22 protein-coding genes and 3 pseudogenes are annotated in these 25605 nt (G+C 73.3%); 6 read left to right on the top strand and 19 right to left on the bottom strand.

Annotated features, from left to right (window positions below; all coding sequences use genetic code 11):
- Window positions 1-54: 54 nt before the first annotated feature.
- Window positions 55-465: pseudogene (locus BJF81_RS19080) on the bottom strand (alpha-amylase family glycosyl hydrolase); the annotation flags it as partial.
- Window positions 466-473: 8 nt separating this feature from the next.
- Window positions 474-1256, bottom strand: coding sequence for an alpha-amylase family glycosyl hydrolase (locus BJF81_RS19075; RefSeq protein WP_237770009.1), 783 nt, complete (start codon window positions 1254-1256; stop codon window positions 474-476).
- A 181-nt stretch (window positions 1257-1437) separates the two neighbouring features.
- Here BJF81_RS19075 and yczE point away from each other — a divergent pair, with 181 nt between their 5' ends.
- Together yczE and BJF81_RS19065 are read left to right on the top strand one after the other, a co-directional pair.
- On the top strand, window positions 1438-2127 hold the full coding sequence (gene yczE, locus BJF81_RS19070; protein WP_075957309.1) for a membrane protein YczE: 690 nt from the start codon (window positions 1438-1440) through the stop codon (window positions 2125-2127).
- Complete coding sequence (locus BJF81_RS19065; protein ID WP_237770008.1) at window positions 2124-3341, top strand: multidrug effflux MFS transporter; 1218 nt, start codon at window positions 2124-2126, stop codon at window positions 3339-3341. The genes yczE and BJF81_RS19065 overlap by 4 nt, the downstream gene beginning before the upstream one ends.
- A 38-nt stretch (window positions 3342-3379) precedes the next feature.
- Here BJF81_RS19065 and BJF81_RS04235 read toward each other — a convergent pair whose 3' ends face one another.
- The 4 genes and pseudogenes from BJF81_RS04235 to BJF81_RS04220 form a co-directional block, all read right to left on the bottom strand.
- Entirely contained in the window at window positions 3380-3781 is a 402-nt protein-coding gene (locus tag BJF81_RS04235) for a formate dehydrogenase subunit delta (RefSeq protein WP_075957288.1), read from the bottom strand.
- Window positions 3778-6864 (bottom strand): annotated as a pseudogene (gene fdhF / locus BJF81_RS04230) (formate dehydrogenase subunit alpha); the annotation flags it as partial. The pseudogene fdhF and the gene BJF81_RS04235, both read right to left, overlap by 4 nt.
- Entirely contained in the window at window positions 6794-8389 is a 1596-nt protein-coding gene (locus tag BJF81_RS04225) for a formate dehydrogenase beta subunit (RefSeq protein ID WP_083663983.1), read from the bottom strand. The pseudogene fdhF and the gene BJF81_RS04225, both read right to left, overlap by 71 nt.
- Entirely contained in the window at window positions 8386-8961 is a 576-nt protein-coding gene (locus BJF81_RS04220) for an NADH-quinone oxidoreductase subunit NuoE family protein (RefSeq protein WP_237770007.1), read from the bottom strand. The genes BJF81_RS04225 and BJF81_RS04220 overlap by 4 nt, the downstream gene beginning before the upstream one ends.
- A 152-nt stretch (window positions 8962-9113) precedes the next feature.
- On the opposite strand from BJF81_RS04220, the gene BJF81_RS04215 reads away from it, so the two are divergent.
- Together BJF81_RS04215 and BJF81_RS04210 are read left to right on the top strand one after the other, a co-directional pair.
- The gene (locus tag BJF81_RS04215) at window positions 9114-9551 is read left to right on the top strand and encodes a pyridoxamine 5'-phosphate oxidase family protein (protein WP_075957286.1); all 438 of its coding nucleotides are present in this window, start codon (window positions 9114-9116) and stop codon (window positions 9549-9551) included.
- Window positions 9552-9580: 29 nt separating this feature from the next.
- Complete coding sequence (locus BJF81_RS04210; protein WP_158068608.1) at window positions 9581-10198, top strand: class I SAM-dependent methyltransferase; 618 nt, start codon at window positions 9581-9583, stop codon at window positions 10196-10198.
- A gap of 27 nt (window positions 10199-10225) precedes the next feature.
- On the opposite strand, the gene acs is transcribed toward BJF81_RS04210, so the two are convergent.
- The 3 genes from acs to BJF81_RS17225 form a co-directional block, all read right to left on the bottom strand.
- On the bottom strand, window positions 10226-12199 hold the full coding sequence (gene acs, locus BJF81_RS04205; RefSeq protein WP_075957285.1) for an acetate--CoA ligase: 1974 nt from the start codon (window positions 12197-12199) through the stop codon (window positions 10226-10228).
- Window positions 12200-12326: 127 nt separating this feature from the next.
- Window positions 12327-13865: a sodium/solute symporter gene (locus tag BJF81_RS17230; RefSeq protein WP_075957284.1), complete on the bottom strand. Its 1539-nt coding sequence runs from the start codon at window positions 13863-13865 to the stop codon at window positions 12327-12329.
- Complete coding sequence (locus tag BJF81_RS17225; protein WP_237770006.1) at window positions 13865-14182, bottom strand: hypothetical protein; 318 nt, start codon at window positions 14180-14182, stop codon at window positions 13865-13867. The genes BJF81_RS17230 and BJF81_RS17225 overlap by 1 nt, the downstream gene beginning before the upstream one ends.
- 157 nt (window positions 14183-14339) lie before the next feature.
- Between BJF81_RS17225 and BJF81_RS04190 the strand changes: the two genes are divergently transcribed.
- The gene (locus BJF81_RS04190) at window positions 14340-15620 is read left to right on the top strand and encodes a cytochrome P450 (protein ID WP_075957282.1); all 1281 of its coding nucleotides are present in this window, start codon (window positions 14340-14342) and stop codon (window positions 15618-15620) included.
- Window positions 15621-15623: 3 nt separating this feature from the next.
- On the opposite strand, the gene BJF81_RS20800 is transcribed toward BJF81_RS04190, so the two are convergent.
- The 4 genes from BJF81_RS20800 to BJF81_RS04175 are packed head-to-tail and all read right to left on the bottom strand — an operon-like array spanning window position 15624 to window position 18253.
- Entirely contained in the window at window positions 15624-15935 is a 312-nt protein-coding gene (locus tag BJF81_RS20800; RefSeq protein ID WP_342447075.1) for a LytTR family DNA-binding domain-containing protein, read from the bottom strand.
- Window positions 15932-16435, bottom strand: a complete 504-nt coding sequence (locus tag BJF81_RS20795; protein ID WP_342447074.1) for a LytR/AlgR family response regulator transcription factor — start codon at window positions 16433-16435, stop codon at window positions 15932-15934. Before BJF81_RS20795 ends, BJF81_RS20800 begins: the two co-directional genes overlap by 4 nt.
- Before the next feature lie 4 nt (window positions 16436-16439).
- Entirely contained in the window at window positions 16440-17048 is a 609-nt protein-coding gene (locus BJF81_RS04180) for a hypothetical protein (RefSeq protein WP_075957281.1), read from the bottom strand.
- On the bottom strand, window positions 17045-18253 hold the full coding sequence (locus BJF81_RS04175; RefSeq protein ID WP_187345493.1) for a sensor histidine kinase: 1209 nt from the start codon (window positions 18251-18253) through the stop codon (window positions 17045-17047). The genes BJF81_RS04180 and BJF81_RS04175 overlap by 4 nt, the downstream gene beginning before the upstream one ends.
- Before the next feature lie 110 nt (window positions 18254-18363).
- On the opposite strand from BJF81_RS04175, the gene BJF81_RS04170 reads away from it, so the two are divergent.
- Window positions 18364-18714, top strand: coding sequence for a carboxymuconolactone decarboxylase family protein (locus tag BJF81_RS04170; RefSeq protein ID WP_075957280.1), 351 nt, complete (start codon window positions 18364-18366; stop codon window positions 18712-18714).
- A 143-nt stretch (window positions 18715-18857) separates the two neighbouring features.
- Here BJF81_RS04170 and BJF81_RS04165 read toward each other — a convergent pair whose 3' ends face one another.
- The 6 genes and pseudogenes from BJF81_RS04165 to katE all read right to left on the bottom strand — a co-directional run.
- The gene (locus tag BJF81_RS04165; RefSeq protein ID WP_143780659.1) at window positions 18858-21248 is read right to left on the bottom strand and encodes a DHA2 family efflux MFS transporter permease subunit; all 2391 of its coding nucleotides are present in this window, start codon (window positions 21246-21248) and stop codon (window positions 18858-18860) included.
- Between the two features lie 388 nt (window positions 21249-21636).
- Complete coding sequence (locus BJF81_RS19055; RefSeq protein ID WP_237770005.1) at window positions 21637-21987, bottom strand: 2'-5' RNA ligase family protein; 351 nt, start codon at window positions 21985-21987, stop codon at window positions 21637-21639.
- A 50-nt stretch (window positions 21988-22037) separates the two neighbouring features.
- A complete protein-coding gene (locus BJF81_RS17895) occupies window positions 22038-22187 on the bottom strand; it encodes a hypothetical protein (protein WP_158068607.1) in 150 nt (49 codons plus the stop codon).
- A 298-nt stretch (window positions 22188-22485) separates the two neighbouring features.
- Window positions 22486-23178, bottom strand: a complete 693-nt coding sequence (locus tag BJF81_RS04145) for an SDR family oxidoreductase (RefSeq protein ID WP_342447073.1) — start codon at window positions 23176-23178, stop codon at window positions 22486-22488.
- Window positions 23179-23235: 57 nt separating this feature from the next.
- The gene (locus BJF81_RS19050; protein WP_237770015.1) at window positions 23236-24303 is read right to left on the bottom strand and encodes a catalase-related domain-containing protein; all 1068 of its coding nucleotides are present in this window, start codon (window positions 24301-24303) and stop codon (window positions 23236-23238) included.
- 12 nt (window positions 24304-24315) lie between these two features.
- A pseudogene (gene katE, locus BJF81_RS19045) lies at window positions 24316-25415 on the bottom strand (catalase); the annotation flags it as partial.
- Window positions 25416-25605: the final 190 nt, after the last annotated feature.

Here is a 25605-nt window from a genome sequence, read left to right as displayed (position 1 = left end):
GAACTCCTGACCCTGGAAGAGCATCGGCATGCCCGGGGCGGTCAGGACCAGCGCGGCCCCGAGCGTGGCCATCTTCTGGGCGTCCCAGCCGGAGGGATTGTGCCCCTGCACCTCGGAGGTGATCCGGGCCTTGCCGTTGGCCACCTCGTCGTGGGACTCGGTGTAGACGACCCGGTCGAAGGCGTGGTGGTAGCGGTGCATGACGGCCTTGGCCACCGCCGGGATCGACCGGTGCTCGTCCCCCGGCGCGGTGAGCACCTCGCGCACCGGGTGGACGAACTGGTTGTCCCACTGCGCGTGGAGCGCGGCGCCGCCCTCCTCGGTGGAGGTGACCCACGGGTCGTTGTGCAGGTCCTCGGCGATCGTCAGCCGGCCGGGGAAGTCGGTGCGGACCAGCTCGCCGACCTGGCGCATCATCTCCCACCCCTCCGGGATGTCCCCGGAGAAGCCGTCGACGTGCCGCATGTAGGGCGTCATGTCCAGCCGGAGGCCGTCGACGTGGTATTCGCGCAGCCACATCCGGGCGTGTCGAGGATGAAGTCGCGCACCTCCTGGCGGCCGTAGTCCGGGCGGGTGTCGCCCCACGGGGTCTCCGAGCGCCAGTCGTTGTAGAAGTAGATGCCGCCCTTGCCGTCCTCGCTCCAGCCGTCGAACTGCCACAGGGACAGGTCGCTGGGGCCGAAGTGGTTGTAGACCACATCGACGACGACGGCGATGCCGTGGCGGTGGGCCTCCCGGACGAACGCCTTGAGCGCGTCCGGGCCGCCGTAGGTGTGCTCGACGGCGAAGATGTGCGCCGGGTTGTAGCCCCAGGAGTAGTCACCGGCGAACTCCATGAGCGGCATCAGCTCGATGGCGTTGACGCCGAGGCCGACGAGGTAGTCCAGCTTGCCGGTGAGGTCGTGCAGGTCGGCGGGGCCGTCGGCGGCGTCGACGAAGGAGCCGATGTGGGTCTCGTAGAGGACCAGCTCGTGCTGCCCGGGGGTCTCGAACTGCTCGTCGCCCTCCCAGTCGAACCGGCCGTGGTCGTAGAGGATCCCGTTGCCGACCGAGTTGGTCACCGCGTAGGCGCGGGGGTCGATCCGGAAGAAGGTGTGCTCGCCGTTGGTCAGCAGCAGCTTGTACTCCTGGCCGTGCTCGGCGCCGGGCACCTCGACGTACCAGTTGCCGTTGCCCTCGGGCTCCATCGGGTGCGCCTGGTCGTCCCAGCCGTTGAAGTCGCCGACGACCGAGACGGCGTCGGCGTTGGGCGCCACACGCGGAAGGCGAAGCCCCCGTCGACGGCGATGGCACCCATGCCGGGGTGGGACGAGCTCATGCAGCAACCTCCAGGTCGAGGGGTCGGGACCAGCGACATCGTATGCCGTGGGCGCCCGGGTCCCGCCCCGCGGACCGGGCGGGGACGGCCACCGGACGCGGGTGGGGCAGACTGCGGGGGTGTCCGACCGCACCCGTCCACCTCGTGGCCCCGCGCGCCCCCGCCGGGAGCTGGCCGACATCGGGCCCCTGGAGCAGCTGCGGGCGGGGCGGCTGGCGCCCCGGCTGACGCTGCTGCTGCTCGGGCTGTTCCTCTACGGCGCCTCGATGGCGCTGGTGGTGCGCAGCGTGCTCGGGCTGATCCCCTGGGACGTGCTCCACGTGGGCATCCAGCAGCACGTGCCGCTCACCTTCGGCACGATCGTCGTGGGCACCTCGGTCCTGGTCCTGCTCGCCTGGATCCCGTTGCGGCAGAAGCCCGGGCTGGGCACGCTGGCCAACGCCTTCCTCATCGGTCCGTCCGCCGACCTGGTGCTGGCGGTCGTCCCGCAGACCGACCACCTGGGCTGGCGGACCCTGCTGCTGCTCGGTGGGATCCTGCTCAACGGGGTGGCGACCGGGATGTACATCGGCTCGCAGTTCGGCCCGGGCCCGCGGGACGGGCTGATGACCGGCCTCGCGCGGGTGAGCGGCCGCTCCATCCGGCTGGTCCGGACCGTCCTGGAGGTCTCCGTGGTGGCCGTCGGGTGGCTGCTCGGCGGCATCGTCGGCGTGGGGACCGTGCTCTACGCGGTGCTCATCGGTCCGCTCGCCCAGCTCTTCCTGCCGATCTTCACCGTCGAGCTGCCGCCCCGGTCCCGCGCCGCGTGAGTCGCGGCGGGACCGGCGGCGGCGCGCGACGGCATACCCGCCCGGTGTGGGTGCTGACCCTGACGCTGGCGACCCTGTCGATGATCGGGCCGTTCACCATCGACACGATCTTCCCGGGGTTCGCCCAGATGGGGAAGGCGTTCGACGCCGGCCCGGCCGCGCTGCAGCAGGTGACGAGCGTCTACCTGCTGTCCTTCGCCCTGATGAGCGTGGTGCACGGGCCGCTGTCCGACGCGCTCGGCCGGCGGCCGGTGATGCTCCTGGGGCTGGGCGGCTACGTCCTGGCCTCAGCCGCGTGCGCGCTGGCCCCCTCCCTGGGCTGGCTGCTCGTCGCGCGCGTGGTGCAGGGACTCTTCGCCGGCGCGGCGACGATCGTCAGCCGGGCCATGATCCGCGACCTGTTCTCCGGCGCCGAGGCCCAACGCCTGATGAGCCAGGTGATGATGATCTTCGCCGCGGCGCCCGCGCTCGCCCCCGTCGTGGGCGGGTGGATCCTGCAGTGGGGCCCGTGGCCGTGGATCTTCTGGTTCGTCGGCGGCTACGGGGTCGTGGCGGCGCTGCTCGTCGTGCTCGTCCTGCCCGAGAGCCTGCCCCCGCAGGACCGGCAGCCGCTGCGGCTGGGGTCGGTCGTCGGCGGCCTGCTCACCGTGGCCCGGTCCTGGGTGTTCGAGCGCCTGGCGCTGGCGGCGGCCTTCGCGATGTCGGGCTACTTCGTCTACGTCGTCGGGGCGCCGATCGTGGTGCTGGACCTGCTGGACCTGGGCGAGCAGGACTTCTGGGTCCTCTTCGTGCCGCAGATCGGCGGCTTCGTGCTCGGGTCGTGGCTGACCGGGCGGCTGGCCGGCCGACTGAGCGCGCAGCGGCTCGTCGACGGGGCCATGGCCGGGCTGCTCGTCGCGGGGACGGTCAACGTGACGCTCGCCGCGGTCGTGCCCTCCCTGCCGTGGGCCGTCGTCGGGCCCACGCTCATGGGGGTGGCCATCGGGGTCGTCTTCCCGATGCTGCAGCTGGAGATGCTCGAGCTGTTCCCCACGCACCGCGGGTCGGCGGCCTCGATGGCCACCTTCGCCTCGCTGACGTTCAACGCGGTGCTGGCCGGGGCGATCATCCCGCTGGTCACCGCGTCGCTGCTGACGACGGCGCTGGCCAGCGCCGGGCTGGGCCTGGCCGGGGCGTCGATGTGGGCCTGGCACCGGGCGGCCGGGCGCGCCTGAGCGCCGAGGTCCTTGCCCCGACGTCCGGCCCCCTTCGGTCAGCCGCCGGAGGGCTTGCGCACCTCCGATGGGTCGATCTCGCCCTCGCGCAGCAGCTCCACGCCGGCCCGGAGCAGGTCGTCCATCGGTTCGCCGCGGTCGACCCGGGCCAGGATGGTGGCCCGCATCCGGGGGTCCCAGAACTTGCGCAGGTGGGTGGCGATCTCCTCGGCGGCACGCTCGGGCGGGTGGTGGGCCATGGCGCGGGCGATGTCGTGGCCCATGCGCAGGTCGGCCGGCTGGTGCTGGCGCTCCTGGGCGTCGACGTCGTCCCCGGTCGGTGGTCCCTGGTCGGGCACCGGGTCGGCGTCCGTCGGGGCGTCCAGGTCGGGGTCAGCCAGGTCGGGGTCGGCCAGGTCCGGGGCCGCCGGGTTCGGGTCGTCCACGGACTGCCCGTTCATCGCGACGCCCCGGACGGCCTGGACCCGACCAGCTCGGCGCCGTCGGCCGCCCCGTCGGCCGCGTCGCCGGGCCGGCCGGCGTTGGCCACGGCGACCTGGACGGCGGTGACCTTGTACTCCGGGCAGTTGGTGGCCCAGTCGGAGTTCTCGGTGGTCACCACGTTGGCGCCGGTCACCGGGTGGTGGAAGGTCGTGTAGACCACGCCCGGCTGCATCCGCTCGGAGACCTGGGCGGTCACCGTCGTGGTGCCGACCCGGCTGGAGAGCTCCACCCGGTCGCCGGTGCGGATGCCGCGCAGCTCGGCGTCGGAGGGGTGGATCTCCAGCACGTCCTCGGGGTGCCAGGTGCTGTTGGCCGTGCGCCGGGTCTGGGCCCCGACGTTGTACTGCGACAGGATCCGGCCGGTCGTGAGGATGAGCGGGAACCGCCGGTTGGTGGTCTCGGTCGTGGGCACGAACACCGTCGGCACCAGCCGGCCGCGGCCGCGGACGAACTGCTCGACGTGCATGGTCGGGGTGCCGGTGGGGGCGGCCTCGTTGACCGGCCACTGCATGGAGCCCTCCCGGTCGAGCCGCTCGAGGCTGACCCCGGCGAAGGTGGGCGTCGTCGCGGCGATCTCGTCCATGATCTGCGCCGCGTCGTCGTAGTGCATGGGGAAGCCCATCGCGGTGGCGATCTCGCAGACCGCCTGCCACTCGTCCTTGCCCACCTTCGACGGCATGATCGGCCGCACCCGGCCCAGGCGGCGCTCGGCGTTGGTGAAGGTGCCGTCCTTCTCCAGGAAGCTGCTGCCGGGCAGGAAGACGTGCGCGTAGCGGGCCGTCTCGTTGAGGAACAGGTCCTGGACGACGACCAGCTCCATCGAGGTCAGCGCCGCCCGCACGTGCTGCAGGTTGGGGTCGGACTGGGCGATGTCCTCGCCCTGGACGTACAGCCCCCTGAAGGTCCCGCCGATGGCGGCGTCGAACATGTTGGGGATCCGCAGCCCCGGCTCCGGGTCGAGGGAGACGCCCCACAGGTCCTCGTAGATCGCGCGCACCTCGGGCCGGGAGATGTGCCGGTAGCCGGGCAGCTCGTGCGGGAAGGACCCCATGTCGCAGGAGCCCTGCACGTTGTTCTGCCCGCGCAGCGGGTTGACGCCCACGCCCTTGCGGCCGATGTTGCCGGTGAGCATCGCCAGGTTGGCCAGGCCCATGACCATCGTCGAGCCCTGGCTGTGCTCGGTGACGCCCAGCCCGTAGTAGATCGACCCGTTGGGCGCCGACGCGTAGAGCCGGGCCGCCGCACGCACCTGCTCGGGGTCCAGCCCGGTGGCCGCTGCCGTGGCCTCGGTGGAGTTCTCGTCGCGGCGGATGAACTCGAGGTAGGGGTCGACGTCCTCGCAGCGCTCGCGGAGGAACTCCTCGTCGGCCAGGCCCTCGGTGACCACGACGTGCGCCATCGCGTTGATGAAGGCCACGTTGGAGCCGGGCAGCAGGGGCAGGTGGGAGGCCGCCTCCACGTGGGGCGAGCGCACCAGGTCGATGCGGCGGGGGTCGGCCACGATGATCTGCGCGCCGTGACGCAGCCGCTGCTTGAGCCGGGAACCGAAGACCGGGTGGCGTCGGTGGGGTTGGCCCCGATGAGCAGGACCACGTCGGTGTGATCGACCGACTCGAAGTCCTGCGTCCCGGCGGAGGTGCCGAACGTCTGGTTGAGCCCGTAGCCGGTGGGGCTGTGGCAGACCCGGGCGCAGGTGTCGACGTTGTTGTTGCCGAAGGCCGCCCGCACCATCTTCTGGACGACGTAGACCTCCTCGTTGGTGCACCGGGAGGATGAGATGCCACCGACGGCGCCCACGCCGTGGCGGTCCTGGATGGCGCGGAAGCCGTCGGCCACCCGCCGGATCGCCTCGTCCCAGGACACGACCCGCCACTCCTCGTCGATGGAGTCGCGCACCATCGGGTGCAGCTGGCGGTCCTCGTGGTTGGTGTAGCCGTAGGCGAACCGCCCCTTGACGCAGGAGTGGCCCTCGTTGGCCCCGCCGGAGCGGGCCGGGACCATCCGGACGACCTCGGGAACGGTCGTCGGCGAGCCGGGCAGGACGTCGGCGTCGTCGTCCACCGGCCGGTCCTGGATCTCCGCCCGGAAGGTGCACCCCACCCCGCAGTAGGCGCAGGTGGTCTCCACGACCCGGGTCGGCATCCCCAGCTGCACCAGCGAGCGCTCGACCAGCGCCTCGGTGGGGCAGGCCTGGACGCAGGCCCCGCAGCTGACGCACTCGCTGCCGAGCATGTCCGTCGGTCCGGGGGCGATCCGCGAGCCGAATCCCCGGCCCTCGACGGTCAGTGCGAAGGTGCCCTGGACGTCGGCGCAGGCCCGCACGCAGCGGGAGCAGACGATGCAGGCCTGGGGGTCGTAGTCGAAGTAGGGGTTGGAGGCGTCCCGGCCCTCGCCCCCGTCGACGTGGTGGGCCAGCCCCGCCCTGGCCATGGCCAGCACGTCGGGCCGTCCGGTCGCCGGGCTGTCGACGAACGCCTCGGTGGTGCCCTTCTGGTCGGCCGGCCCGGGCGGGGTCGGCAGCCCGTAGCGGACCTCCGCGACCCCCGTGCGCCGGGCCATCTCCTGGACCTGGCAGGTGCCGCGCGCACACCCGGGGCAGTCGGTGGGATGGTCGGACAGGTAGAGCTCCATGAGGCCCTGCCGGAGCCGCTGCACCTGCTCGGTGCCGGTCCGCACGACCATCCCGTCGGTGCACGGCGTGGTGCACGAGGCCGGCGTGCCCTTCGCCCCGTCGACCTCGACGAGGCACAACCGGCAGGACCCGAACGCCGACAGCGAGTCGGTGGCGCAGAGACTGGGCACGTCGACCCCGGCCTCCCTGGCCGCCCGCAGCACCGAGGTGCCGGCCGGCACCTCGACGTCGCGGTCGTCGACCGTCACGCGGACGGTCACGTCGGTCTCCACGGCGGGCGTGCCCAGGTCGGGCTCGGGGGCGTAGGCCGTGCCGGCCGGGCGGTGCGGGGTGAGGGTCATGGCGCGCTCCTGGTGGTGCTGGCGGCGGCTGCCCCGGCGCGGGGGTCGGGGCCGGTGGCGTCCCCACCTCCGGCGGGGGCGAAGTCCTCGGGGAAGTGCTTCAGGGCGCTGCGCACGGGCATGGGCGTCAGGCCGCCCATCGCGCACAGCGACCCGCTGGTCATCGTCGTGCAGAGGTCCTCGAGCAGGACGAGGGCGGCCTCGCGCTCGGCCGGCGGACCGACCCGGATCCGGTCGATCGTCTCGGCGCCCCGGGTGGACCCGATCCGGCAGGGGGTGCACTTGCCGCACGACTCGGCGGCGCAGAACTCCATCGCGAACCGGGCCATCCGGGCCGCGTCGAAGGTGTCGTCGAAGACGACGATCCCGCCGTGGCCCAGCATCCCGCCGGCCTCGGCCAGCGTCTCGTAGCCGGCGGCCACGTCGAGGCCGGCCGCGGGCAGGTAGGCCCCCAGGGGTCCGCCGACCTGGACGGCCCGCACGGGGCGTCCGGAGCGGGTGCCGCCGCCGAAGCCCTCGACCAGCTCGCGCAGGTCGGTGCCCAGGTCGGCCTCGACGAGCCCGCCGCGGGCGACGTTGCCCGCCAGCTGGAAGACCTGGGTGCCGCGGGAGCGGCCGTCGCCCGCGGCGGCATACGTCTCGCCTCCCCCGGTGAGGATGGCGGGCACGGCGGCGAAGGTCAGCACGTTGTTGACGACCGTCGGCCAGCCCCACAGGCCGGACAGCGCGGGGATCGGGGGCTTGGCGCGGACCTCGCCGCGGCGGCCCTCGATCGACTCGAGCATCGAGGTCTCCTCGCCGCAGATGTAGGCGCCGGCACCGCGCCGCACGTGGACGGTGAAGGACCGCCCGCTGCCGAGGACGTCCTCGCCGAGGTAGCCCTCGGCGGTCGCCACCGAGATCGCCTCGCCGAGGGTGGCGATGGCGTCGGGGTACTCGCTGCGGACGTAGAGGTAGCCCTCCGTGGCCCCGACGGCGACGGCCGCGATCGCCATCCCCTCGAGCAGGGTGAACGGGTCACCCTCGGCGAGGATCCGGTCGGCGAAGGTCCCCGAGTCGCCCTCGTCGAGGTTGCAGGCCACGAACTTCTGGTCGGCCTGCGCCTCGAGCACGGTGCGCCACTTGATCCCGGTCGGGAACCCGGCACCGCCCCGGCCACGCAGCCCGGAGGTGACGACCTCCTCGACGACGTCGGCGGGGTCCATGTCCAGGGCCCGGCGCAGGCCGGCCCAGCCGCCCGCGTCGCGGTATGCCGCGATGTCGGTGGGCTCGGCCAGACCGAGCCGGGCGCAGCTGACCCGGTGCTGGGCGGTCAGCCAGGGGTCCTCCGCCACGGGCCCGAGGGAGTTCCCGACGGGGGCGCCCTCGAGCATGCCGCCGGAGACCAGCCCGGGCACGTCGGTCGGGGCGACGTTGGCGTAGCCGACCCGCCCGGCGGGCGTCTCCACCTCGACGAGCGGCTCGCGCCACAGCATGCCGCGGGTGCCGTTGCGCCGCACCGTGACCCCGGGCTGCTGTGCCAGGGCGGCGGCGACCTCGTCGGCCCCGACGGCTCGGGCGGAACTGTCCCTGGGGACCCAGACGATGGTCATCGGCGCGCCTCCTGGTCGGCGGTCGGCAGGGTCTCGGGAACCCCCGGTGCGGGCGGACGGTCGGCGAGCTCGGCGACCAGCTGCTGCACCCGGGACTCCTCGACCCGTCCGTGCAGCACGCCGTCGGCCTCGACCGTGGGACCGAGCGCGCAGTTGCCCAAGCAGAAGACCTGCTGCAGCTCGACGTCGGGGCCGGCGGTCCGCACCGCCTGCTGCGCAGCGGCATACACCCCTTCCGCCCCGACGGACTGGCAGGCCTCCGCCCGGCAGACGCGGACCGTGTGCGCGGGCGGCGGGATCCGCCGGAAGTCGTGGTAGAAGCTGACGACCCCGTGGACCTCGGCGACCGAGAGGTTGAGCTCGTCGGCCAGCACCCGGACGTCGGGCTCGTCGATCCAGCCGAGGGCGTCCTGCACGTCGTGCAGCACCTCGAGCAGCGGGCCACGCTCACCGGCCCGTCGCCGGGCCAGGTCCCGCACCGCGTCGGCCCGGGCACCCTCGGGCACCGGGGCGGGGCCGCCGTCCTGCCGCGGACCTCGCCTGCGCCTGCGCGGGCCTTCGCGCTCGTCCACGTCCGCAACCTCCTTGTCGCCGTGTCCTGCCCACTCTAGGTCGCGGGACCGACGTTGGGCACCCCCGTCGCCCGCTCCGACCGGCGCACCCCGCCCGTCACGGCGGGTCCCCACCTCACTAGAGTGGAAGCACGAACCCACAGGAGGATGAGATGTCCGAACAGCGGTCGACGCCGATCCTGTCCGAGGACGAGTGCTGGGAGCGGCTCCGCCAGACCGAGTTCGGCCGGATGGCCTACCACCTCGCCGACGAGGTCCACATCAGCCCTCTCAACTACGCGGTCGACGGGGACCGGCTCGTCTTCCGGACCGCCGAGGGGTCCAAGCTGCTGGGGGTCGCCATGAACGAGGACGTGGCGTTCGAGGTGGACGACATCCTCGAGGACGAGGAGCGGGCCTGGAGCGTCATCGCCCGTGGCAAGGCGCGCATCCTCGAGGGCGACGAGGCCCGCGACGCCGACAACCTGCGGCTGCGGCCCTGGGTCAGCTCGGCCAAGTTCAACGTCGTGGCCATCACCGTCGAGGAGGTCAGCGGTCGCGACTTCCACCTGGCCCGCCCGTGGCGGCACATGATGCCGCCGGAGGACTGATCGCCGGCGCCGGACCCTGGAGCGAGCGCGTGCTGCCCCGGGTCGTCGACCTCGTCCTGTCCGAGCGGGTCACCCGCCCGTGGCGCGAGCGCGCCTGCGCCGACGCCGTCGGCACCGTGCTGGAGATCGGCTTCGGCAGCGGCCTCAACCTGCCGCACTACCGGGCGGGGGTCGAGCGGGTGCTCGCGGCCGAGCCCTCCGACCGCGCCTGGGAGATCGCCGGCGAGCGGATCGCCGAGTTCGGCCGGCCCGTCGAGCGGGTCAGCCCGGACGCGGCCCGCATCCCCCTGCCCGACGGCAGCGTCGACACCGTCGTGTCCACGTGGTCGCTGTGCACCGTCCCCGACGTGCGGGCCGCGCTGGCCGAGGCGCGTCGGGTGCTGCGCCCCGGCGGGGCGCTGCACTTCGTCGAGCACTCACGCGCGCCGGAGAAGGGCGTGCGGCGGGTGCAGGACGCCATCCAGCCCGTCTGGGGCCCCGTCGCCGGGGGCTGCCACGTCACCCGGGACGTGCCGGGCCTGGTCCGCGCGGCGGGCTTCGAGGTGGTGACGGACGAGGCATACCTGACGCGGTTCCCGCCCGCCCGTCCCTGGGCCTGGTTCGTCGTGGGGACCGGCCGCGTGGGGACCGGCCGCCCGACCGGCTGACGCAGCCGGCCGGGCGTGCCACCGGCGTCAGTCGCCCTTGCTGAGCCCCGCAGAGATCGCGTTCATCACCGAGGAGTCGGCCAGCGTCGTGACGTCGCCCACCTCCCGGTGCTCGGCGACGTCCTTGAGCAGGCGGCGCATGATCTTGCCCGAGCGAGTCTTGGGCAGCTCGGGGACGATCATGATCTGCCGGGGCTTGGCGATCGGGCCGATCTCCTTGGCGACGTGGTTGCGCAGCTCGGCGACCAGGTCCGAGCCCTCGCCCGCCTCGTCGGCCTCCTGGACGGCCTCCTCGCGCAGGATGACGAACGCGCAGATCGCCTGGCCGGTGGTCTCGTCCGCGGCCCCGACGACGGCCGCCTCGGCGACCTTGGGGTGGGACACCAGGGCCGACTCGATCTCCGAGGTCGACATCCGGTGGCCGGAGACGTTCATCACGTCGTCGACCCGGCCGAGCACCCAGATGTTGCCGTCCTCGTCCAGCTTGGCGCCGTCCCCGGCGAAGTAGACGTTCTCGAACCGGCTCCAGTAGGTGTCCTTGTAGCGCTGCGGGTCGCCCCAGATGCCGCGCAGCATCGAGGGCCAGGGCTCGGTCAGGACGAGGTAGCCGCCGGAGCCCTTCTCCACCGGCTGCCCCATGTCGTCCACGACCGCGGCGCTGATGCCCGGGATCGCGTGCTGGGCCGAGCCCGGCCGGGTGGGGGTCACGCCGGGCAGCGGGCTGATCATGATCGCCCCGGTCTCGGTCTGCCACCAGGTGTCCACGATCGGGCACCGGTCCCCGCCGATGACCTCGCGGTACCACATCCAGGCCTCCGGGTTGATCGGCTCCCCGACCGACCCGAGCAGCCGCAGCGAGGACAGGTCAAACTTCGCCGGGATCTCCTTGCCCCACTTCATGAAGGTCCGGATCGCGGTGGGGGCGGTGTAGAGGACGCTGACCTTCTTGTCCTGGACGATCTCCCAGAACCGGCCCTGGTGCGGGGTGTCGGGCGTCCCCTCGTACATCACCTGGGTGGCGCCGAGGGTCATCGGCCCGTAGACGATGTAGGAGTGCCCGGTGACCCAGCCGATGTCGGCGGTGCACCAGTAGACGTCGGACTCGGGGTGGATGTCGTGCACCACCGAGCTGGTGTAGGCGGTCTGCACGACATACCCGCCGGTGGCGTGGAAGATCCCCTTAGGCTTCCCGGTCGTCCCGGAGGTGTAGAGGATGAACAGCGGGTGCTCGGCGTCGAAGGCCTGCGCCTCGTGGGTGTCGGCCGCCTGCTCCAGCTGCTCGTGCCACCACAGGTCGCGGTCGTCGTTCCACTCCACGTCCTGCTCGGTGCGCCGCACGACGAGGACCTTCTCGACCGGGGAGTCGCCGACGGCCAGGGCGGCGTCGACGGCCGGCTTGAGCGCGCCCGGCTTGCCGCGGCGCCACCCGCCGTCGGCGGTGATGACCACCTTGGCGCCGGCGTCGTCGATGCGGCTGTGCAGGGCCTCGGCGGAGAAGCCGCCGAAGACGACCGAGTGCGGGGCGCCCAGGCGCGCGCAGGCCAGCATCGCCACGACCGCCTCGGGGATCATCGGCAGGTAGATCGCGACCGTGTCCCCCTTGCCGACACCGAGGTCGGCGAGCGCGTTGGCGGCCTTCTGCACCTGCTGGTGCAGCTCGGCGTAGGTGATGTCGCGGGTGTCCCCCGGCTCCCCGACGAAGTGGATCGCCACCCGGTCGCCGTTGCCGGCCTCGACGTGCCGGTCGACCGCGTTGACGCAGGCGTTGAGGGTGCCCCCGACGAACCACTTGGCGAACGGGGCGTCGGACCAGTCGAGCACCTGGTCGAAGTCGTTCTCCCAGCTCACGAACTTCCGCGCCTGGTCGGCCCAGAAAGCCTCCCGGTCCGCGGACGCCTGCTCGTAGAGCTCGCTCCTGCCGTTGGCGGCGGCCGCGAACTCCTCGCTCGGCGGGAAGGTGCGCTCCTCGTGCAACAGGTTGGACAGTCCTTCTTCGGACATGGATGCCTCCTTGCGTCTGGGCTGCGTGCTCCCGAGTATGCCGTGACCTCGGCGGGCGCGCGGGCCGGGGCGGGTGCGGGGCGACGAGCGGACGGTGCCGTGCGACGAGCGGCAGCGCCGACGGAGGTCAGCGCCGCGCGGGCACGCCGAGCGCCCCGGTCGGGATCGACTCGGGGGTGTGCAGCCGCACGAGGGTGCGCCGGGTCCCGCGGGGGATCCGGTGCGGGGTGGCCAGGGAGACGCCGACGGCGGTGAGCAGGGCCACCGGCACGGTCCAGGCCGCCGGCTGCGCCAGGAGCGCGCCGGCCCACCCGGGGCGGTCGCCGACGAGCACCGTGACGCCGATGGCACCGGTGGCCAGGACGGCACCGACGAGCAGCCCGGCGGCGGCCCCCGGCACGGTGAGCCGGGGCCACCACACGCCCAGCGCCAGCAGGGGGAAGAAGGTCGAGGCCGCCACGACGAAGGCCAGCGTGACGAAGGCGGCCAGCCCCACCTCGGGGAAGAACCGGCTCAGCCCGTAGGGGACGAGCACGGCGACCACGGCGGCCAGCCGGAACCCGGTGACCTCGGAGTGGTCGCCCCCGGTGACCTTGGCCAGCAGCGGCCGGACGACGTCCTGGTTGAGCACTCCGGTCACCGCGACCGCGAGCCCGGAGGACGTCGAGAGGAACGCCGCGAACGCCCCGCCCGCGAGCGCGGCGACGAGCAGGTCGGCCGGCACCCCGTCGACGACCTGCGCGGGCAGCCGGAGCACCACCGTGTCGGCCCGCCAGTCCTCGGCGGAGGAGGCGAGGTAGGCGCGGCCGAGGACGCCGTAGACGATTGTCACCACGTAGAACATGCCCAGCAGCCACAGCACCCGCACCGTCGTGCGACGGGCCTGGGCGCCGTCGGGGTTGGTGTAGTAGCGCACCACGACGTGCGGCAGCCCCGTCGTGCCGAGGGCCAGCGCCACCAGCAGGGAGAAGGTCCGGTAGAGGTGGTGCCGGTCGGGGACCTCCCCGGTCAGCGGCAGCAGCCAGGAGCTGTCGACCTGCGGGAGTGGCCCGCGGGTGGCCCACCAGACCGCGACGATCACCCCGGCGGGCACGGCGAGGGCGGTGAGCTTGACCCAGTACTGCACGGCCTGGACCAGGGTGATCGAGCGCATGCCGCCGGCGGCGACCGAGAGCACGACGACGACGAGGACCACCGTCGCCCCGAGCCGTTCGGGCGCCCCGGTGACCAGGCGCAGCGTGAACCCGGCGCCCTGGAACTGGGGCACGAGGTAGAGCCAGCCGATGAAGACGACGAGCACCGTGCACAGGTGGCGCACCGCCCGCGACTCGAGCCGGGCCTCGGCGAAGTCGGGCAGGGTGTAGGCGCCCGACCGCCGCAGCGGCGCGGCGACGAGCACCAGCAGCACGACGTACCCGGCGGTGTAGCCGATCGGGTACCAGAGGGCGTCCACCCCGGTGTCGTAGACCAGCCCCGCCACCCCGAGGAAGCTGGCGGCCGAGAGGTACTCCCCGCCGATCGCCGCCGCGTTGCGGCCGGGGGTGACCGTGCGGCCGGCGACGTAGAAGTCGCTCGTGCGCCGGGACAGCCGCAGGCCGAAGACGCCGAGCACGAGCGTGAGCACGCACACGGCCAGGACCGCCAGCCCGGGCAGCACCCCGGACACTAGGCGTCCCGTCCGACGACGTCGCTGAACCGCGTCTCCAGCCGGCCCGCCTGGTGGGCGTACCAGGCGGCGAGCGCGACCATCGCCGGGTAGACGAGCACCCCGAGCAGCACCCAGACGAGGGGGACGCCGGCCAGGCTCACCGCACCGGTCGCCGGCACGAGGGTGACGAGCACCGGCACGGCGAGCAGGGCGGCGGCGAAGACGCCCAGCACGGTCAGCGCGAGGCGCAGCTGGGCCCGCAGCAGCCCCTGGAGGTAGAGCTCGCCCACCTCGGTCTGCTCGACGAGGTCGGTGGCGGGGGTGCGCTGCCGCACGGGCGGCGCACCCCGGCGGGAGGAGGTCACCCGGACCCGGGAGGTATGCCGTCGCGCCGGCGCGCCGGTCCGTCCGGGGGCGGGGACGACGGGGTCGGCATGGTGGGCAGGCTACGCCCGACCTGCGACACCGGGTGGGGTGGGCGACGATGGGGCCATGGCAGACCTCAAGGACCGCACGATCGGGCTCGTGAGCAAGGGCTACCGCTTCACCGACCGGCTGCTCGGGCCGGCGGTGCGCCCCGGCTCGGCCCGGCGGGCCCCGATGAGGCTGCTCGGCTCGCCCGCCCTCGTGGTCCGCGGGGCGGAGGGGGTGCGCCTGTTCTACGACACCGACCGGATGCAGCGCACCGGTGCCATGCCGGCCATCATCGGCGGCGGCCTGTTCGGCAAGGGGTCGCTGCACGGGATGGACGGCGAGGCGCACCGCAACCGCAAGGCGATCTTCGTCCGGGCCGCGATGGACCCCGACGCGCTGCGCGAGCTGATGGCCGACGCACGGCGGGAGTGGGCGGCATACATCGACCGGGAGTGGGTGGCCGGCGAGGGCGGCACCGTGTACGACGCCGCGGTGGACGTCTACGGCCGGTCGATCATGCGCTGGGCCGGGATCGAGGCCGACGAGGAGACCCTGACCCGGCTGTCCCGGTGGGAGGCGCAGATCGTCGACGGCTTCGCCGTGCTCGGGCCCGCCTACGTGCTGCAGAAGGTCCGGCGGCGCCAGTGCGACCGCTGGTTCGAGGAGCACGTGCGCAGGGCACGGGCCGGCGAGGTGCCGGTGCGTCCCGGCAGCGCCCTCGACCTGGTCCTGGCCCACCGCGAGCTGGACGGACAGCCGCTGTCGGACCATCTGGCCGCCGTGGAGATCCAGAACGTGGTCCGGCCGACGATCGCGGTCGCCCGGTTCGCCGCGTTCCTGGCGCTGGCCTTCCACGAGCACCCGGACGTGCGCGAACGGGTCAGCGAGGAGGTCCTCGCCCGCGGGACCACGGTCGACGGGCCCTACGCCACGGCGGTCGCCCAGGAGGTGCGCCGCTACTACCCCTTCGTGCCGGTGCTGCCGGCCGTCGCGCGGCACGACCTGGAGTTCGAGGGAGCCCGGGTCGCGGCCGGCGACCGGGTGCTCGTCGACATCTTCGGGACCGACCGCGACGCCGAGCACTGGCACGAGCCGGACCGCTTCGACCCGGAGCGCTTCACCGGGGAGGGCGCCGACCTGGCCTGGTCGGACCACTTCCTGCCCCAGGGCGGAGGCCGTCCGGAGACCGGCCACCGCTGCCCCGGGGAGCTGGTGACGGTGGGGCTGCTGGCGCTCACCGCCGCCGAGCTGTCCCGGCTGGAGGCGAACCTGCCCGAGCAGGACCTGTCCTACCCCCTGGACCGGATGCCGACGGCACCGGGGAGCAAGGTCCGGTTCGTCGACGTGCGCCGGCGCTGACCGTCAGGGCCGGGGGCCGCGGGCGAGGATGCGCTCACGGACGTCCCGGGTGTGCCGGCGGGCCACCTGCAGCTCGGTCCCGTCCGGGGCCAGCACGAGGGACACCCGTCCCTGGCTCTGCCGCACCTCGGCGACGTGGGCCAGAGAGACGAGGGTCGAGCGGTGGATGCGGACGAACCCGGCGTCGGTCCACCGTTCCTCCAGCGTGCTCAGCGGGACCCGGACCAGGTGGGAGCCGGTCGCGGTGAACAGCCGGGCGTAGTCGCCCTGGGCCTGGACGTAGCGGATGGTCGACCGCAGAACGAACCGGGTCACCCCGCCGAGCTCGACCGCGATCCGTTCGTCCGGGACGGTCGGCGCGGGACCCGTCTCCCTCGGCGAGGCCGTCGGCCCGTCGGCCACGGCCACCTCCCCGGGGGCCCCCGGCTCGGCGCGCGCGTCCGCGGGGGCGCGGACGTCATACCCTCCACCACCCGGTCGACCGCCCGGGCGAGCCGGGACGGGGAGACCGGCTTCATCACGTAGTCCGTGGCCTGCACGGCGAAGGCGTCGACGGCGTGCTCCTCGTGGGCGGTGACGAAGACGACCTGCGGGCGGCGGGCGAACCGGGCGATGATGCGCGCCAGCTCCATCCCGTCGAGCCCGGGCATGGAGATGTCGGAGAAGACGACGTCGACGTCGCCGGCGTCCAGCGCCCGCAGCGCGTCGGTGCCCGAGGAGGCGGCGACCACGACGTCGAACCGGCCGTCCTGCTCGAGGAGGTAGGTCAGCTCGGAGAGGGCGGGCGGTTCGTCGTCGACGACGAGGGCGCGCATGACCTCATCGTAGGAGGCGCCCTCCGTGCGGCGGAGGAGGCACCGGGGCGGCGGGGCCGGTGTCAGCAGCCGCGCAGGAGCTGGGCCTTGACCCAGGCGCCCGACTGGTAGACCACGGCCTGCGCCCAGCCCCGCAGGCTCCGGTCCGTGCCGGCGTCGGTCGTCCAGACGAGCACGTCGCGTCGGTGCACCGTTCCATGAGCATCCGGGTGCGCGCCGCGTGCGGCGTGCTGGTCATCACCGCGACCCGGTCCCAGCCGTGCTCCGCGACCCGGGCGCCCAGGACCCGGGCCTCCCCGCGGGTGGTGTACGGCTCGGGCAGGACGCACTCGACCCGGTAGGTGGCCGTGCGCAGGCGGCAGTGGTCGGTCGCGTAGTGCTCGCCGGTGTCGGCGTTGACCGAGGTCGTGGCCAGCAGCACGGGGGCGACGCCGGTGTCCATGACGGCGAGCGCCTCCTCGATCCGGGTCTCCACCGGACCGATGACGTAGGCCGCGTCCACCGGTGCCACCTCGTCGACCCGCGGGTCGACCACCACGTCGAGACTGACGGCCACCCACGTCACCAGCGCCGCGAGGACGGTCGCGATCAGGGTCGTCAGCCAGGGCCTCATCCGGCCACGTGCACGCCGGGGGCGTACTTGGGCACCCGGAAGGAGACCTTGGTGCCCAGCCCGGGGGCCGTCTCGACCACGAGGCCGTGGTCGTCGCCGTAGACCTGCCGGAGTCGGGCGTCGACGTTGCCCAGGCCCACGCTGTCGGTGTCCTTGCCGTCGGCCGCCGTGTCGCCGTCGAGCGCCCGCTGGACCAGCTCGGGGTCGGAGCCGACCCCGTCGTCCTCGATGGTGATCTCGGCCAGGTCGCCCAGGTCGGTGGCGGTGATCGTCACCGTGCCGACGTCCTCCTTGGCCGCCAGCCCGTGGCGGACGGCGTTCTCCACGAGGGGCTGCACGGCCAGGAAGGGCACGGCCACGGTGAGCACCTCGGGCGCGACGAGGAGGTGGACCTGGAGCCGCTCGCCGAAGCGCGCCTGCTCGAGCACGAGGTAGCGCTCGATGTTGCGCAGCTCGTCGGCCAGGGTGGTGAAGGCCCCGCCGCGCCGCAGGGCGTAGCGGGTGAAGTCGGCGAACTCCAGCAGCAGCTCGCGGGCCCGGTCGGGGTCGGTCCGCACGAAGGAGGCGATCGCGCCGAGGGAGTTGTAGATGAAGTGCGGGCTGATCTGGGCCCGCAGGCTGCGCAGCTCGGCCTCCATGGCCCGGGTGCGCTCCCGGTCCAGCTCGCCGAGCTCGAGCTGGCCGCTGACCCAGGTGGCGAGCTGCTCGGTGGCGCGGGCCAGCCCGGCGGAGGGCCGCTCGGCGTAGGCCGCGACCGTGCCCACGACCCGGTCCTCGACGACGAGCGGGGCGACCACCCCGGCCCGGACGTCGCACTCGGGGTCGGCGCAGGGCAGGTCGTCGCGGTCGAGGACGACGACGTCACCGGTGTCCAGCACCCGGCGGGAGTGGTCGACCGCCTGGCCGGAGTGGTGCTCCCCGTGCCCGGACCAGGTGAGCAGCTGGTGGCCGTCGCACAGCGCCAGCCCGGACGCCCCGAGCATGAGGCGCAGGTGCCGGGCCGCCCGGCCGGCGTGCTCGCCCGTCAGGCCGGACCGCAGGTGCCGCCCCGCCTGGGACCCGGTCCGCAGCGTCTCGTAGGTGATCCGGTCCGCCTCGGAGAGGAACCCCCGGGCCTCCCGCCGGCGGCGCAGCCACAGCACGACGTGCAGGACGAGGAAGGCGCCCGCCACGACGATGGCCGTGGGGAGGTGGAAGTCCTGCATGGAGCGAGGGTATGCCGTCTCGGCCGGCCCGGCCTCCGCCGTCTTTGGTGCGAACTCACCTGGGCGATACCCTTGGGGGTATCACGTCAATCCGTTCAACGAGGAGTTCCATGTCCCACGGCGCCCACGTCCTCGACGGCCTCAAGGCCCCCGCCCGCGACCTGCGCTCGCGCATCCCGGACGTCTACGCCGGGTTCGCCGCCACCCACAAGGCGGCCCTGGCCGAGGGCGAGCTGAGCACCGCCACCAAGGAGCTCATCGCCCTGGGCATCTCCGTGGCCACCCAGTGCGACGGCTGCATCGCCAGCCACGCCCGCGGTGCGGCCCGCGCCGGAGCCACGGCCGAGCAGGCCGCCGAGACCATCGGCGTCGCTATCCTCATGGCCGGCGGCCCCGCGACCGTCTACGGCCCGCGCGCGATGGACGCCTTCCTGGAGTTCTCCGGCGCCAAGGAGGCCTGAGCCTCCCGGGGCGCTGCCCGCGCGTCGGCCGGCGCCGGCGCATCGGCCGGGGGGCGCGTCGGCCGGGGGGCGCTCCCGGCCGCGTGACCAGTTGTGGCCCCCACCAGGGCCACGACTCGTCGGCCGAGACCCCCCGACGACGTCTACTCCCCCCGGCCGGACGAGCCGACGGTCTCGACCGGGCGGCCCAGGTCCACGAGCAGGGCGGTCGACAGCTCGGCGGCCGCCTGCCGCACCTTGTCGAGGTCGACGGCCGCGTGCCGCTCCTCCACGCTCGGCTCGATGGTCGAGAGCACCTCGTCGCGGTTGCGGGCGGCGGCCGCGGCCTGCACCGCCAGCTCCTGCCGCAGCTCGGCGCTCAGCAGCCCGCCCTCCTGGTCGGCCCGCCGGGCCAGCTCGACGGCGAACCGCTCGCCGGCGGCCGCCTCCTCCTGGTCGTCGCTGGTCAGCATGAGCGCCGCCCGGTCGAGCAGGCACCGGCCCCGCTCCAGGTCGCCCTGGCCGACCTCGGCCACGGCCCGGGTGAGCAGCGGCCGCTCCGCGGCACCGGCCTGCCGGGCGATCATCGCCAGCTGCAGGCCCAGCACCCGCTCCCGGGTCCGGGCGCCGACGTCCCCCTCGCGCAGGCTCGGCACGTAGCCCTTCGACGGCGCGCTCTGGGCCATCGTGTCGAGGTACTCCCGCTGGGCCTCCTCCGGCGTGCCGACCGTCTCCCGCAACGGGATCGCCCGGATGGCCAGGGTGGCGAAGAAGACCACGACGATGATCGGCAGGCCGAGGACGAACACGTCGTGCAGCTGGTCGGCCAGCCCCCGGCGCACCGCCTCCAGCACCTCCGGCGGCAGCCCCTCCGTCGCCGCCGGGTCTAACGCCGCCCCGGCGTCGATCTGCCCCAGCTCGGCCGCCCGCGACGCCATCTCGGCCGGCAGGTGCCCCGCGATCGCCGACGCCATCCCGGCCGTCATGACCGAGCCGAAGACGGCGATCCCGACCGTGTTGCCGACGTTGCGGAAGAACTGCAGGGTCGCGGTGCCGACGCCCAGGTCGGCCCGGGAGACCGCGTTCTGGACGACGAGGGTGTACTGCTGCATCGCCATCCCCAGGCCGGTGCCCATGACCGCGATCGCCGCGGTCATCGTCCACTCCCAGGACTCCACGGTGAGCCGGGTCAGCAGCCACAGGCCCACCCCGGTGACGACCGTGCCCAGCAGCATGAGCTCCTTGTAGCGGCCGGTCCGGGTGATGAGCAGGCCGGAGAGGATCCCCACGACGATCATCCCGAGCATCATCGGCATGAGGATCAGGCCGGACTCGGTCGCCCCGGCGCCGAGCACGCCCTGGGCGTAGACCGGCACGTAGATCAACGCGCCGAACATCACCATCGCCAGGCCGAAGGCGGCGATGTTGGCCCAGGTGAAGATGCTGTTGCGGAACAGGCCCAGCGGCAGAAGAGGGTTCTCCGCCCGCAGCTCGGCCAGGACGAACCCGGCCAGCAGGACCGCACCGGCCGCGAAGAGGCCCAGCACCGGCGCCGACGTCCACGGGTAGGTGGTGCCGCCCCAGGACGTGGCCAGGAGGATCGACACGAGCGCCGGGGTCAGGGTGACGATGCCCAGCACGTCGATGCTGCCGCGCGTCGGCTCGTGGTCCAGGTGCAGGAAGCGGGCGATGACGACCACCGCAACCACACCGACCGGCAGCGCGGCGAAGAACAGCCACCGCCAGCCCAGCTCGTCGGTGATCAGCCCGCCCGCGAGGGGGCCGGCCACCGAGGTCACGCCGAACACCGCCCCCATGAGGCCCTGGTACTTCCCCCGCTGCCGGGCCGGGATGATGTCCCCGATGATGGTCTGGGACAGCGGCATCAGCGTGCCCATGCCCAGGCCCTGCACCGCCCGGCCGAGGACGAGCGTCCAGAAGTTCGGCGCCAGCCCGGAGATCACCGAGCCCACCATGAAGACGACCAGCCCGCCAAGGTAGAACCCGCGCCGGCCGAAGATGTCGGACAGCTTGCCCACGATCGGCACGACGATGGCCGAGACCAGCATGGCCGCGGTCGCCACCCAGCTGTAGTGCTCCATACCCCCCAGCTCGGCGACGATCCGGGGGATGGCCGGGCCGACGATCGTCTGGCTGATCGAGGCGACGAACATGCCGAGCATCAGCCCGACGAAGACCCGCCGGTGCGCGGGCGTCATCCGGTAGGGAACGGGTTCGGGGGTGGCGGCCGTGGGCGCGGCTCCGGTGGTGGTCACGGGGTCCTCGGGGTATGCGGTGGTGCTGGCGGAGGCGTTCGGAGCGGCGGGTCTCGAGGCTGTCGGTGAGCTGCCCGAGCAGGCGGGCCAGGTCACGGCTGTCGTCGTCGTCCCAACCCTCGAGGCGTCGGTGACGAGGGCCACCCGTCGGGCCCGCTCCTGGCGGACCGCATCGCGACCCTCGTCGGTGAGGCAGAGCAGGGAGGCGCGACCGTCGGCCGGGTCCGGCTCGCGGGCCACCAGCCCCCGGTCGACCAGGGATGTGAGCCGCCGGCTCATCGTCGAGGGGTCCAACCCCTCCGACCGGGCCAGGTCGCGGGAGCGGACGGGCTCCCCGCCGTCGCCTGGTGGGACAGGTGGACGAGGACCGAGAAGTCCGGGCGCGAGAGGTCGCCCTGGAACTCGGTGAGGAGGCGGCCCATCGAGGCGAAGGCGCGCGCGAGCTGCTCAGATACGTGCATGATGCAACCATCATACGTCGTCCGGACGCCTCAGCTGGTCACGTCGCGGGCCCCCCGGCCGAGCAGCCACCGACGCACGAGACGGCAGCGGCCGGACTCCCACCAGGCGAGGTCGAGCGCGTCCGCCCGGGCTTCGACGGGCAGGAGACCGTCGAGCCGGCCCCGGGTGGACTCCTCGGTGACGTCGCCGTGGACCAGGTCGAGCGTCAGGTGTGGCTCGGGCGCGAACTCCCCGGCGTAGGGCGGGTGGTCGGGGAACTCCGCGACGAGCAGGGCGGTGAGCAGGGCGAACGGCCCGGCCGCTCGGGCGCGAGGTGGACGATCCCGTTGGGGAAGGTGGCCACCCGCGCGAGCCGGTAGGGGAACGGCTCCACCTGCGCGGCGACGGCGGCGACCCGGCTGGCCACGTCGTCGTCGAGCTCGTCGTCCAGCACGTCGACGAACGGGCCGAGGGCGGTGACGTGGGCGTGGACGAAGCGGGGGTCGGCGGAGACGAAGCCGGGGTCGTAGGCCGCGGTCCGGTCGCGGACCCATCCCTCCAGCGGCGGGACCGGCACCTGGAGCACGCTGTGCCCGCGCCAGGCTGACGCACCGGTGTCGGGCGGGCTCACCGTCCCCGCCGCTGCCGGTGGAGGCGCAGCTCGTGCACGAACCAGACACCTCCGAGCACCACGGTGATCAGCCCGTGCCACCACGCGATGGCACCGGCAGCGACGAGGACCACAGCGGACACGATGACGACGGCCGACGCTGTCACGGGCCACCAGGTCGAGCTCCGCCCCCTCGCCAGGTCATCCACGGGCCCGACCGTTCCACAGGACATGGTCGTCCGCAAGGCTGTGCAACAGATAGCCGACCAGCGGTGAGGCTCCCTGCCGGTTGCGACATGTCACGTGCTGCACCCTCGGGCCTCTGGCACGCGACACGCTACAACGGCTCTGCACAGTGCGTGACACGCCGGGGGCTGGTGGGCGACGGCTCCGTACAGTGCGCGACACGCCGGGGGCGGAGAGCCCAGGGCCGACCGTCGGCCCCCGCCGTTACCGCGCGCGCCGTCAGAAGACCGGTTTGCCGCCCGTCACCCCCAGCACCGTCCCGGAGACGTAGCTGGCCTCGTCGGAGGCGAGGAAGACGTACGCCGCGGCCACCTCGACCGGATGGCCGGCGCGGCCCAGCGGGGTGTCCGAGCCGAAGCCCTCCACCTTGTCCGACGACATCGTCGAGGGGATGAGCGGCGTCCAGATCGGCCCGGGCGCCACGGCGTTGACGCGCACCCCGCGCGGGCCCAGCTCGGCGGCCAGGTTGACGACGAGGTTGTTCAGCGCCGCCTTCGTGGCCGCGTAGTCCAGCAGGTGGTCCGAGGGCTCGTAGGCCTGGATCGAGGTGGTGACGATGACGCTGCCGCCGTCCTTCCCCAGCTCGCCGGCCAGCTCGTGCACCAGCCAGTAGGGCGAGAAGACGTTGGTCGCGAACGTGCGCTCGACCTGCTCCAGCGGGAACTCCTCGAGCGTGTCGTGGGTCATCTGGTAGGCCGCGTTGGCCACCAGCACGTCGAGCCCGCCGAGCGCCTGCACGGCGTCCTTGGCCAGCTGCCGGTTGGCCGCCAGCTCGCGCAGGTCCACCGCGAACAGGTGGCAGGTGCCGCCGGCCGCCTCGACCAGCTCCTGGGTGCGCCGGGCGTCGTCCTCCTCCTCGGGCAGGTGGGCGACCGCGACCGCGGCTCCCTCCTTGGCGAAGGTGAGGGCCACGGCCCGGCCGATGCCGGAGTCGCCGCCGGTGATCAGGCGCGCCGGCCGGGGAGGCGGTCACGACCCGTCCACGACTCCTCGCCGTGGTCGGGCGCGGGGTCCAGGTCGGCGACCGTGCCGGGCCACTCCTGGGACTGGCCGGGGATGTCGGACAGCTGGGGACGGGTCATGCCGTTCTCCTTCCGTCAGGGATGGGGATGTCGTGCAGGGATGGGAATGTCGTGCAGGGATGCGTATGCCGTGCCGCCGCTCAGACGTCGCGCTCCCAGCGGCGCATCGCCCCGCAGGCGGTGAAGAAGTCCTCCGGCGTCGTCGTCGACAGGTCCAGGCAGGCCTGGTCCAGCCGGTCGCGATCCCGCCGGCCTCCAGCAGCGGGCGGGCGCCGGGCACGTAGCCGATGAACTTGTAGTGCGAGAACGCGTCGGCGACGAAGTCGCGGGTGGCCGGGTGACCGGCCAGCTCCTCGGCCCCGGCCCCCTCGCCCAGGAGGGCGACCGCGTCGAAGAGCACCGAGGGCCCGCCGTCGATCTTGTGGTCGACCGGCCGGCGCTCGCCACCGGCGAGGGTGACGCCACCGACCTTGAGGGCGACCGTCTCGACCATCGCGCCGCCGTCCTCGAAGGCCTTCGTCAGGGCGTCGAGCACGGCCCCGTCGGTCCCGTCGGTGACGACGATCCCCAGCTTGCGGCCGGCGAAGCTCTCCGGCGCGCGGAACTCCATGCTGAGGGCCGGGGAGGCCGGCAGGTCGTGGTTCGGTTGCACGTGCGGGGTGGTGGCCTCCGGCAGCTCCATCCCGAGCCCGTCGGCGACCCCGGCCGCCAGCTCCTCGTCGACGTTGCGCAGGTTGGCCACGATCCGCTCGCGGACCACCGGGATCTCGCACTTGGACAGCTCGAAGACGAACGCCATCCGGATGTGGTCCTGCTCGACCGCGCTCTGGCTGCGCCAGAACTGACCGGCCTGGGAGTAGTGGTCGGCGAAGCTCTCGGCCCGGACCCGTCTGGTGTGCCCGCTCTCGGGCCGCTCGACGGTCCGGAAGCCCGCCTCCCGGTCCGCCCGCGGCCCGGCCGCGGCCCCGGTGAAGGAGTTGGGCTCGTAGTTCGCCCGGCCCGCCTGCCGGCCCATCTGCATGTGGCCGTCCCGCTGGAAGTGGGCGACCGGGCAGCGCGGCGCGTTAACCGGGAGCTGGCTGAAGTTCGTCGACCCCAGCCGCTTGAGCTGGGTGTCCAGGTAGGAGAAGTTGCGCCCCTGCAGCAGCGGGTCGTTGGTGAAGTCGATGCCGGGCACGACGTTCTGGGTCATGAACGCCACCTGCTCGGTCTCGCTGAAGACGTTGTCGACGACCCGGTCCAGCCGCATCGTGCCGACCACCCGCAGCGGCACCTGCTCCTCGGGGATGATCTTGGTCGCGTCGAGCACGTCGAAGTCGAAGGAGTCGGCGAACTCGTCGTCGAAGGTCTGCACGCACAGGTCCCACTCGGGGAAGTCGCCGTTGTTGATCGCCATCCACAGGTCGCGCCGGTGGAAGTCCGGGTCGCGCCGTTGATCTTGACCGCCTCGTTCCACACCACCGACTGCAGCCCCTGCTTCGGCACCCAGTGGAACTTGACGAACGTGCTGCGCCCCTCGGCGTCGACGAACCGGAAGGTGTGCACGCCGAAGCCCTGCATGAAGCGGAACGACCGCGGGATCGCGCGGTCCGACATCTGCCACAGCAGCATGTGGGTCGACTCGGGCATCAGCCCGACGAAGTCCCAGAAGGTGTCGTGCGCCGACTGGGCCTGCGGCCAGCCCCGGTCCTGCTCCTCCTTGACCGAGTGCACCAGGTCGGGGAACTTGAGGGCGTCCTGGATGAAGAACACCGGGATGTTGTTGCCGACCAGGTCCCAGTTGCCCTCGTCGGTGTAGAACTTGGTCGCGAACCCGCGCACGTCCCGGGCCAGGTCGAAGGAGCCCATGTTGCCCGCGACGGTGGAGAACCGGACGAACACCGGCGTCTCCTTGCCGGCCTCGGCGAACAGCGAGGCCCGGGTCAGGTCGGACAGGTCCTCGGCGGCGGTGAAGGTGCCGTGCGCGCCATACCCGCGGGCGTGCACCACCCGCTCGGGGATCCGCTCGTGGTCGAAGTGGAAGATCTTGTCGCGGAAGGCGAAGTCCTCCAGCAGGGTGGGTCCGCGGTCGCCGACCTTCAACGAGTTCTGGTCGTCCGAGAGGACCTGCCCCTGCGAGGTCGTCATCGGAGGTATGCCGTCGCCCGGCAGCTGGTGCAGCTCGCCGCCCTCCCCGGGCTCGGTCGCGTCGGTGTAACGCGGGTTGTCCGCCGCGGCACCCGCGTGGCGGGGCGTCGGCGGCTGCGGCGGGGCCGGGTCCTGCGGGTAGTCCGGGAGCCGGGGGCCGCCTGCCTCCACGGCCGGCTGGTCGTTCTGG

This window comes from Ornithinimicrobium sp. CNJ-824, from assembly GCF_001942405.1.
Taxonomy (GTDB): Bacteria; Actinomycetota; Actinomycetes; order Actinomycetales; family Dermatophilaceae; genus Ornithinicoccus; species Ornithinicoccus kibberensis.
The sequence above is the reverse complement of the archived record's forward strand: the minus strand, read 5'-3'. Positions and strand labels throughout refer to the sequence as shown.

Excerpts from the sequence above, each read along its gene's own strand:
- BJF81_RS04190 (WP_075957282.1), top strand. The coding sequence starts at position 14,340 with ATGGCAGACCTCAAGGACCGCACGATCGGGCTCGTGAGCAAGGGCTAC.
- BJF81_RS20795 (WP_342447074.1), bottom strand. The coding sequence starts at position 16,435 with ATGCGCGCCCTCGTCGTCGACGACGAACCGCCCGCCCTCTCCGAGCTG.
- BJF81_RS04170 (WP_075957280.1), top strand. The coding sequence starts at position 18,364 with ATGTCCCACGGCGCCCACGTCCTCGACGGCCTCAAGGCCCCCGCCCGC.
- BJF81_RS04235 (WP_075957288.1), bottom strand. The coding sequence starts at position 3,781 with ATGAACGGGCAGTCCGTGGACGACCCGAACCCGGCGGCCCCGGACCTG.
- BJF81_RS04175 (WP_187345493.1), bottom strand. The coding sequence starts at position 18,253 with ATGCAGGACTTCCACCTCCCCACGGCCATCGTCGTGGCGGGCGCCTTC.
- BJF81_RS04215 (WP_075957286.1), top strand. The coding sequence starts at position 9,114 with ATGTCCGAACAGCGGTCGACGCCGATCCTGTCCGAGGACGAGTGCTGG.
- BJF81_RS19050 (WP_237770015.1), bottom strand. The coding sequence starts at position 24,303 with ATGGGCCGGCAGGCGGGCCGGGCGAACTACGAGCCCAACTCCTTCACC.
- BJF81_RS04180 (WP_075957281.1), bottom strand. The coding sequence starts at position 17,048 with ATGAGGCCCTGGCTGACGACCCTGATCGCGACCGTCCTCGCGGCGCTG.
- BJF81_RS04165 (WP_143780659.1), bottom strand. The coding sequence starts at position 21,248 with ATGAGCCGGCGGCTCACATCCCTGGTCGACCGGGGGCTGGTGGCCCGC.
- BJF81_RS04225 (WP_083663983.1), bottom strand. The coding sequence starts at position 8,389 with ATGACCATCGTCTGGGTCCCCAGGGACAGTTCCGCCCGAGCCGTCGGG.
- acs (WP_075957285.1), bottom strand. The coding sequence starts at position 12,199 with ATGTCCGAAGAAGGACTGTCCAACCTGTTGCACGAGGAGCGCACCTTC.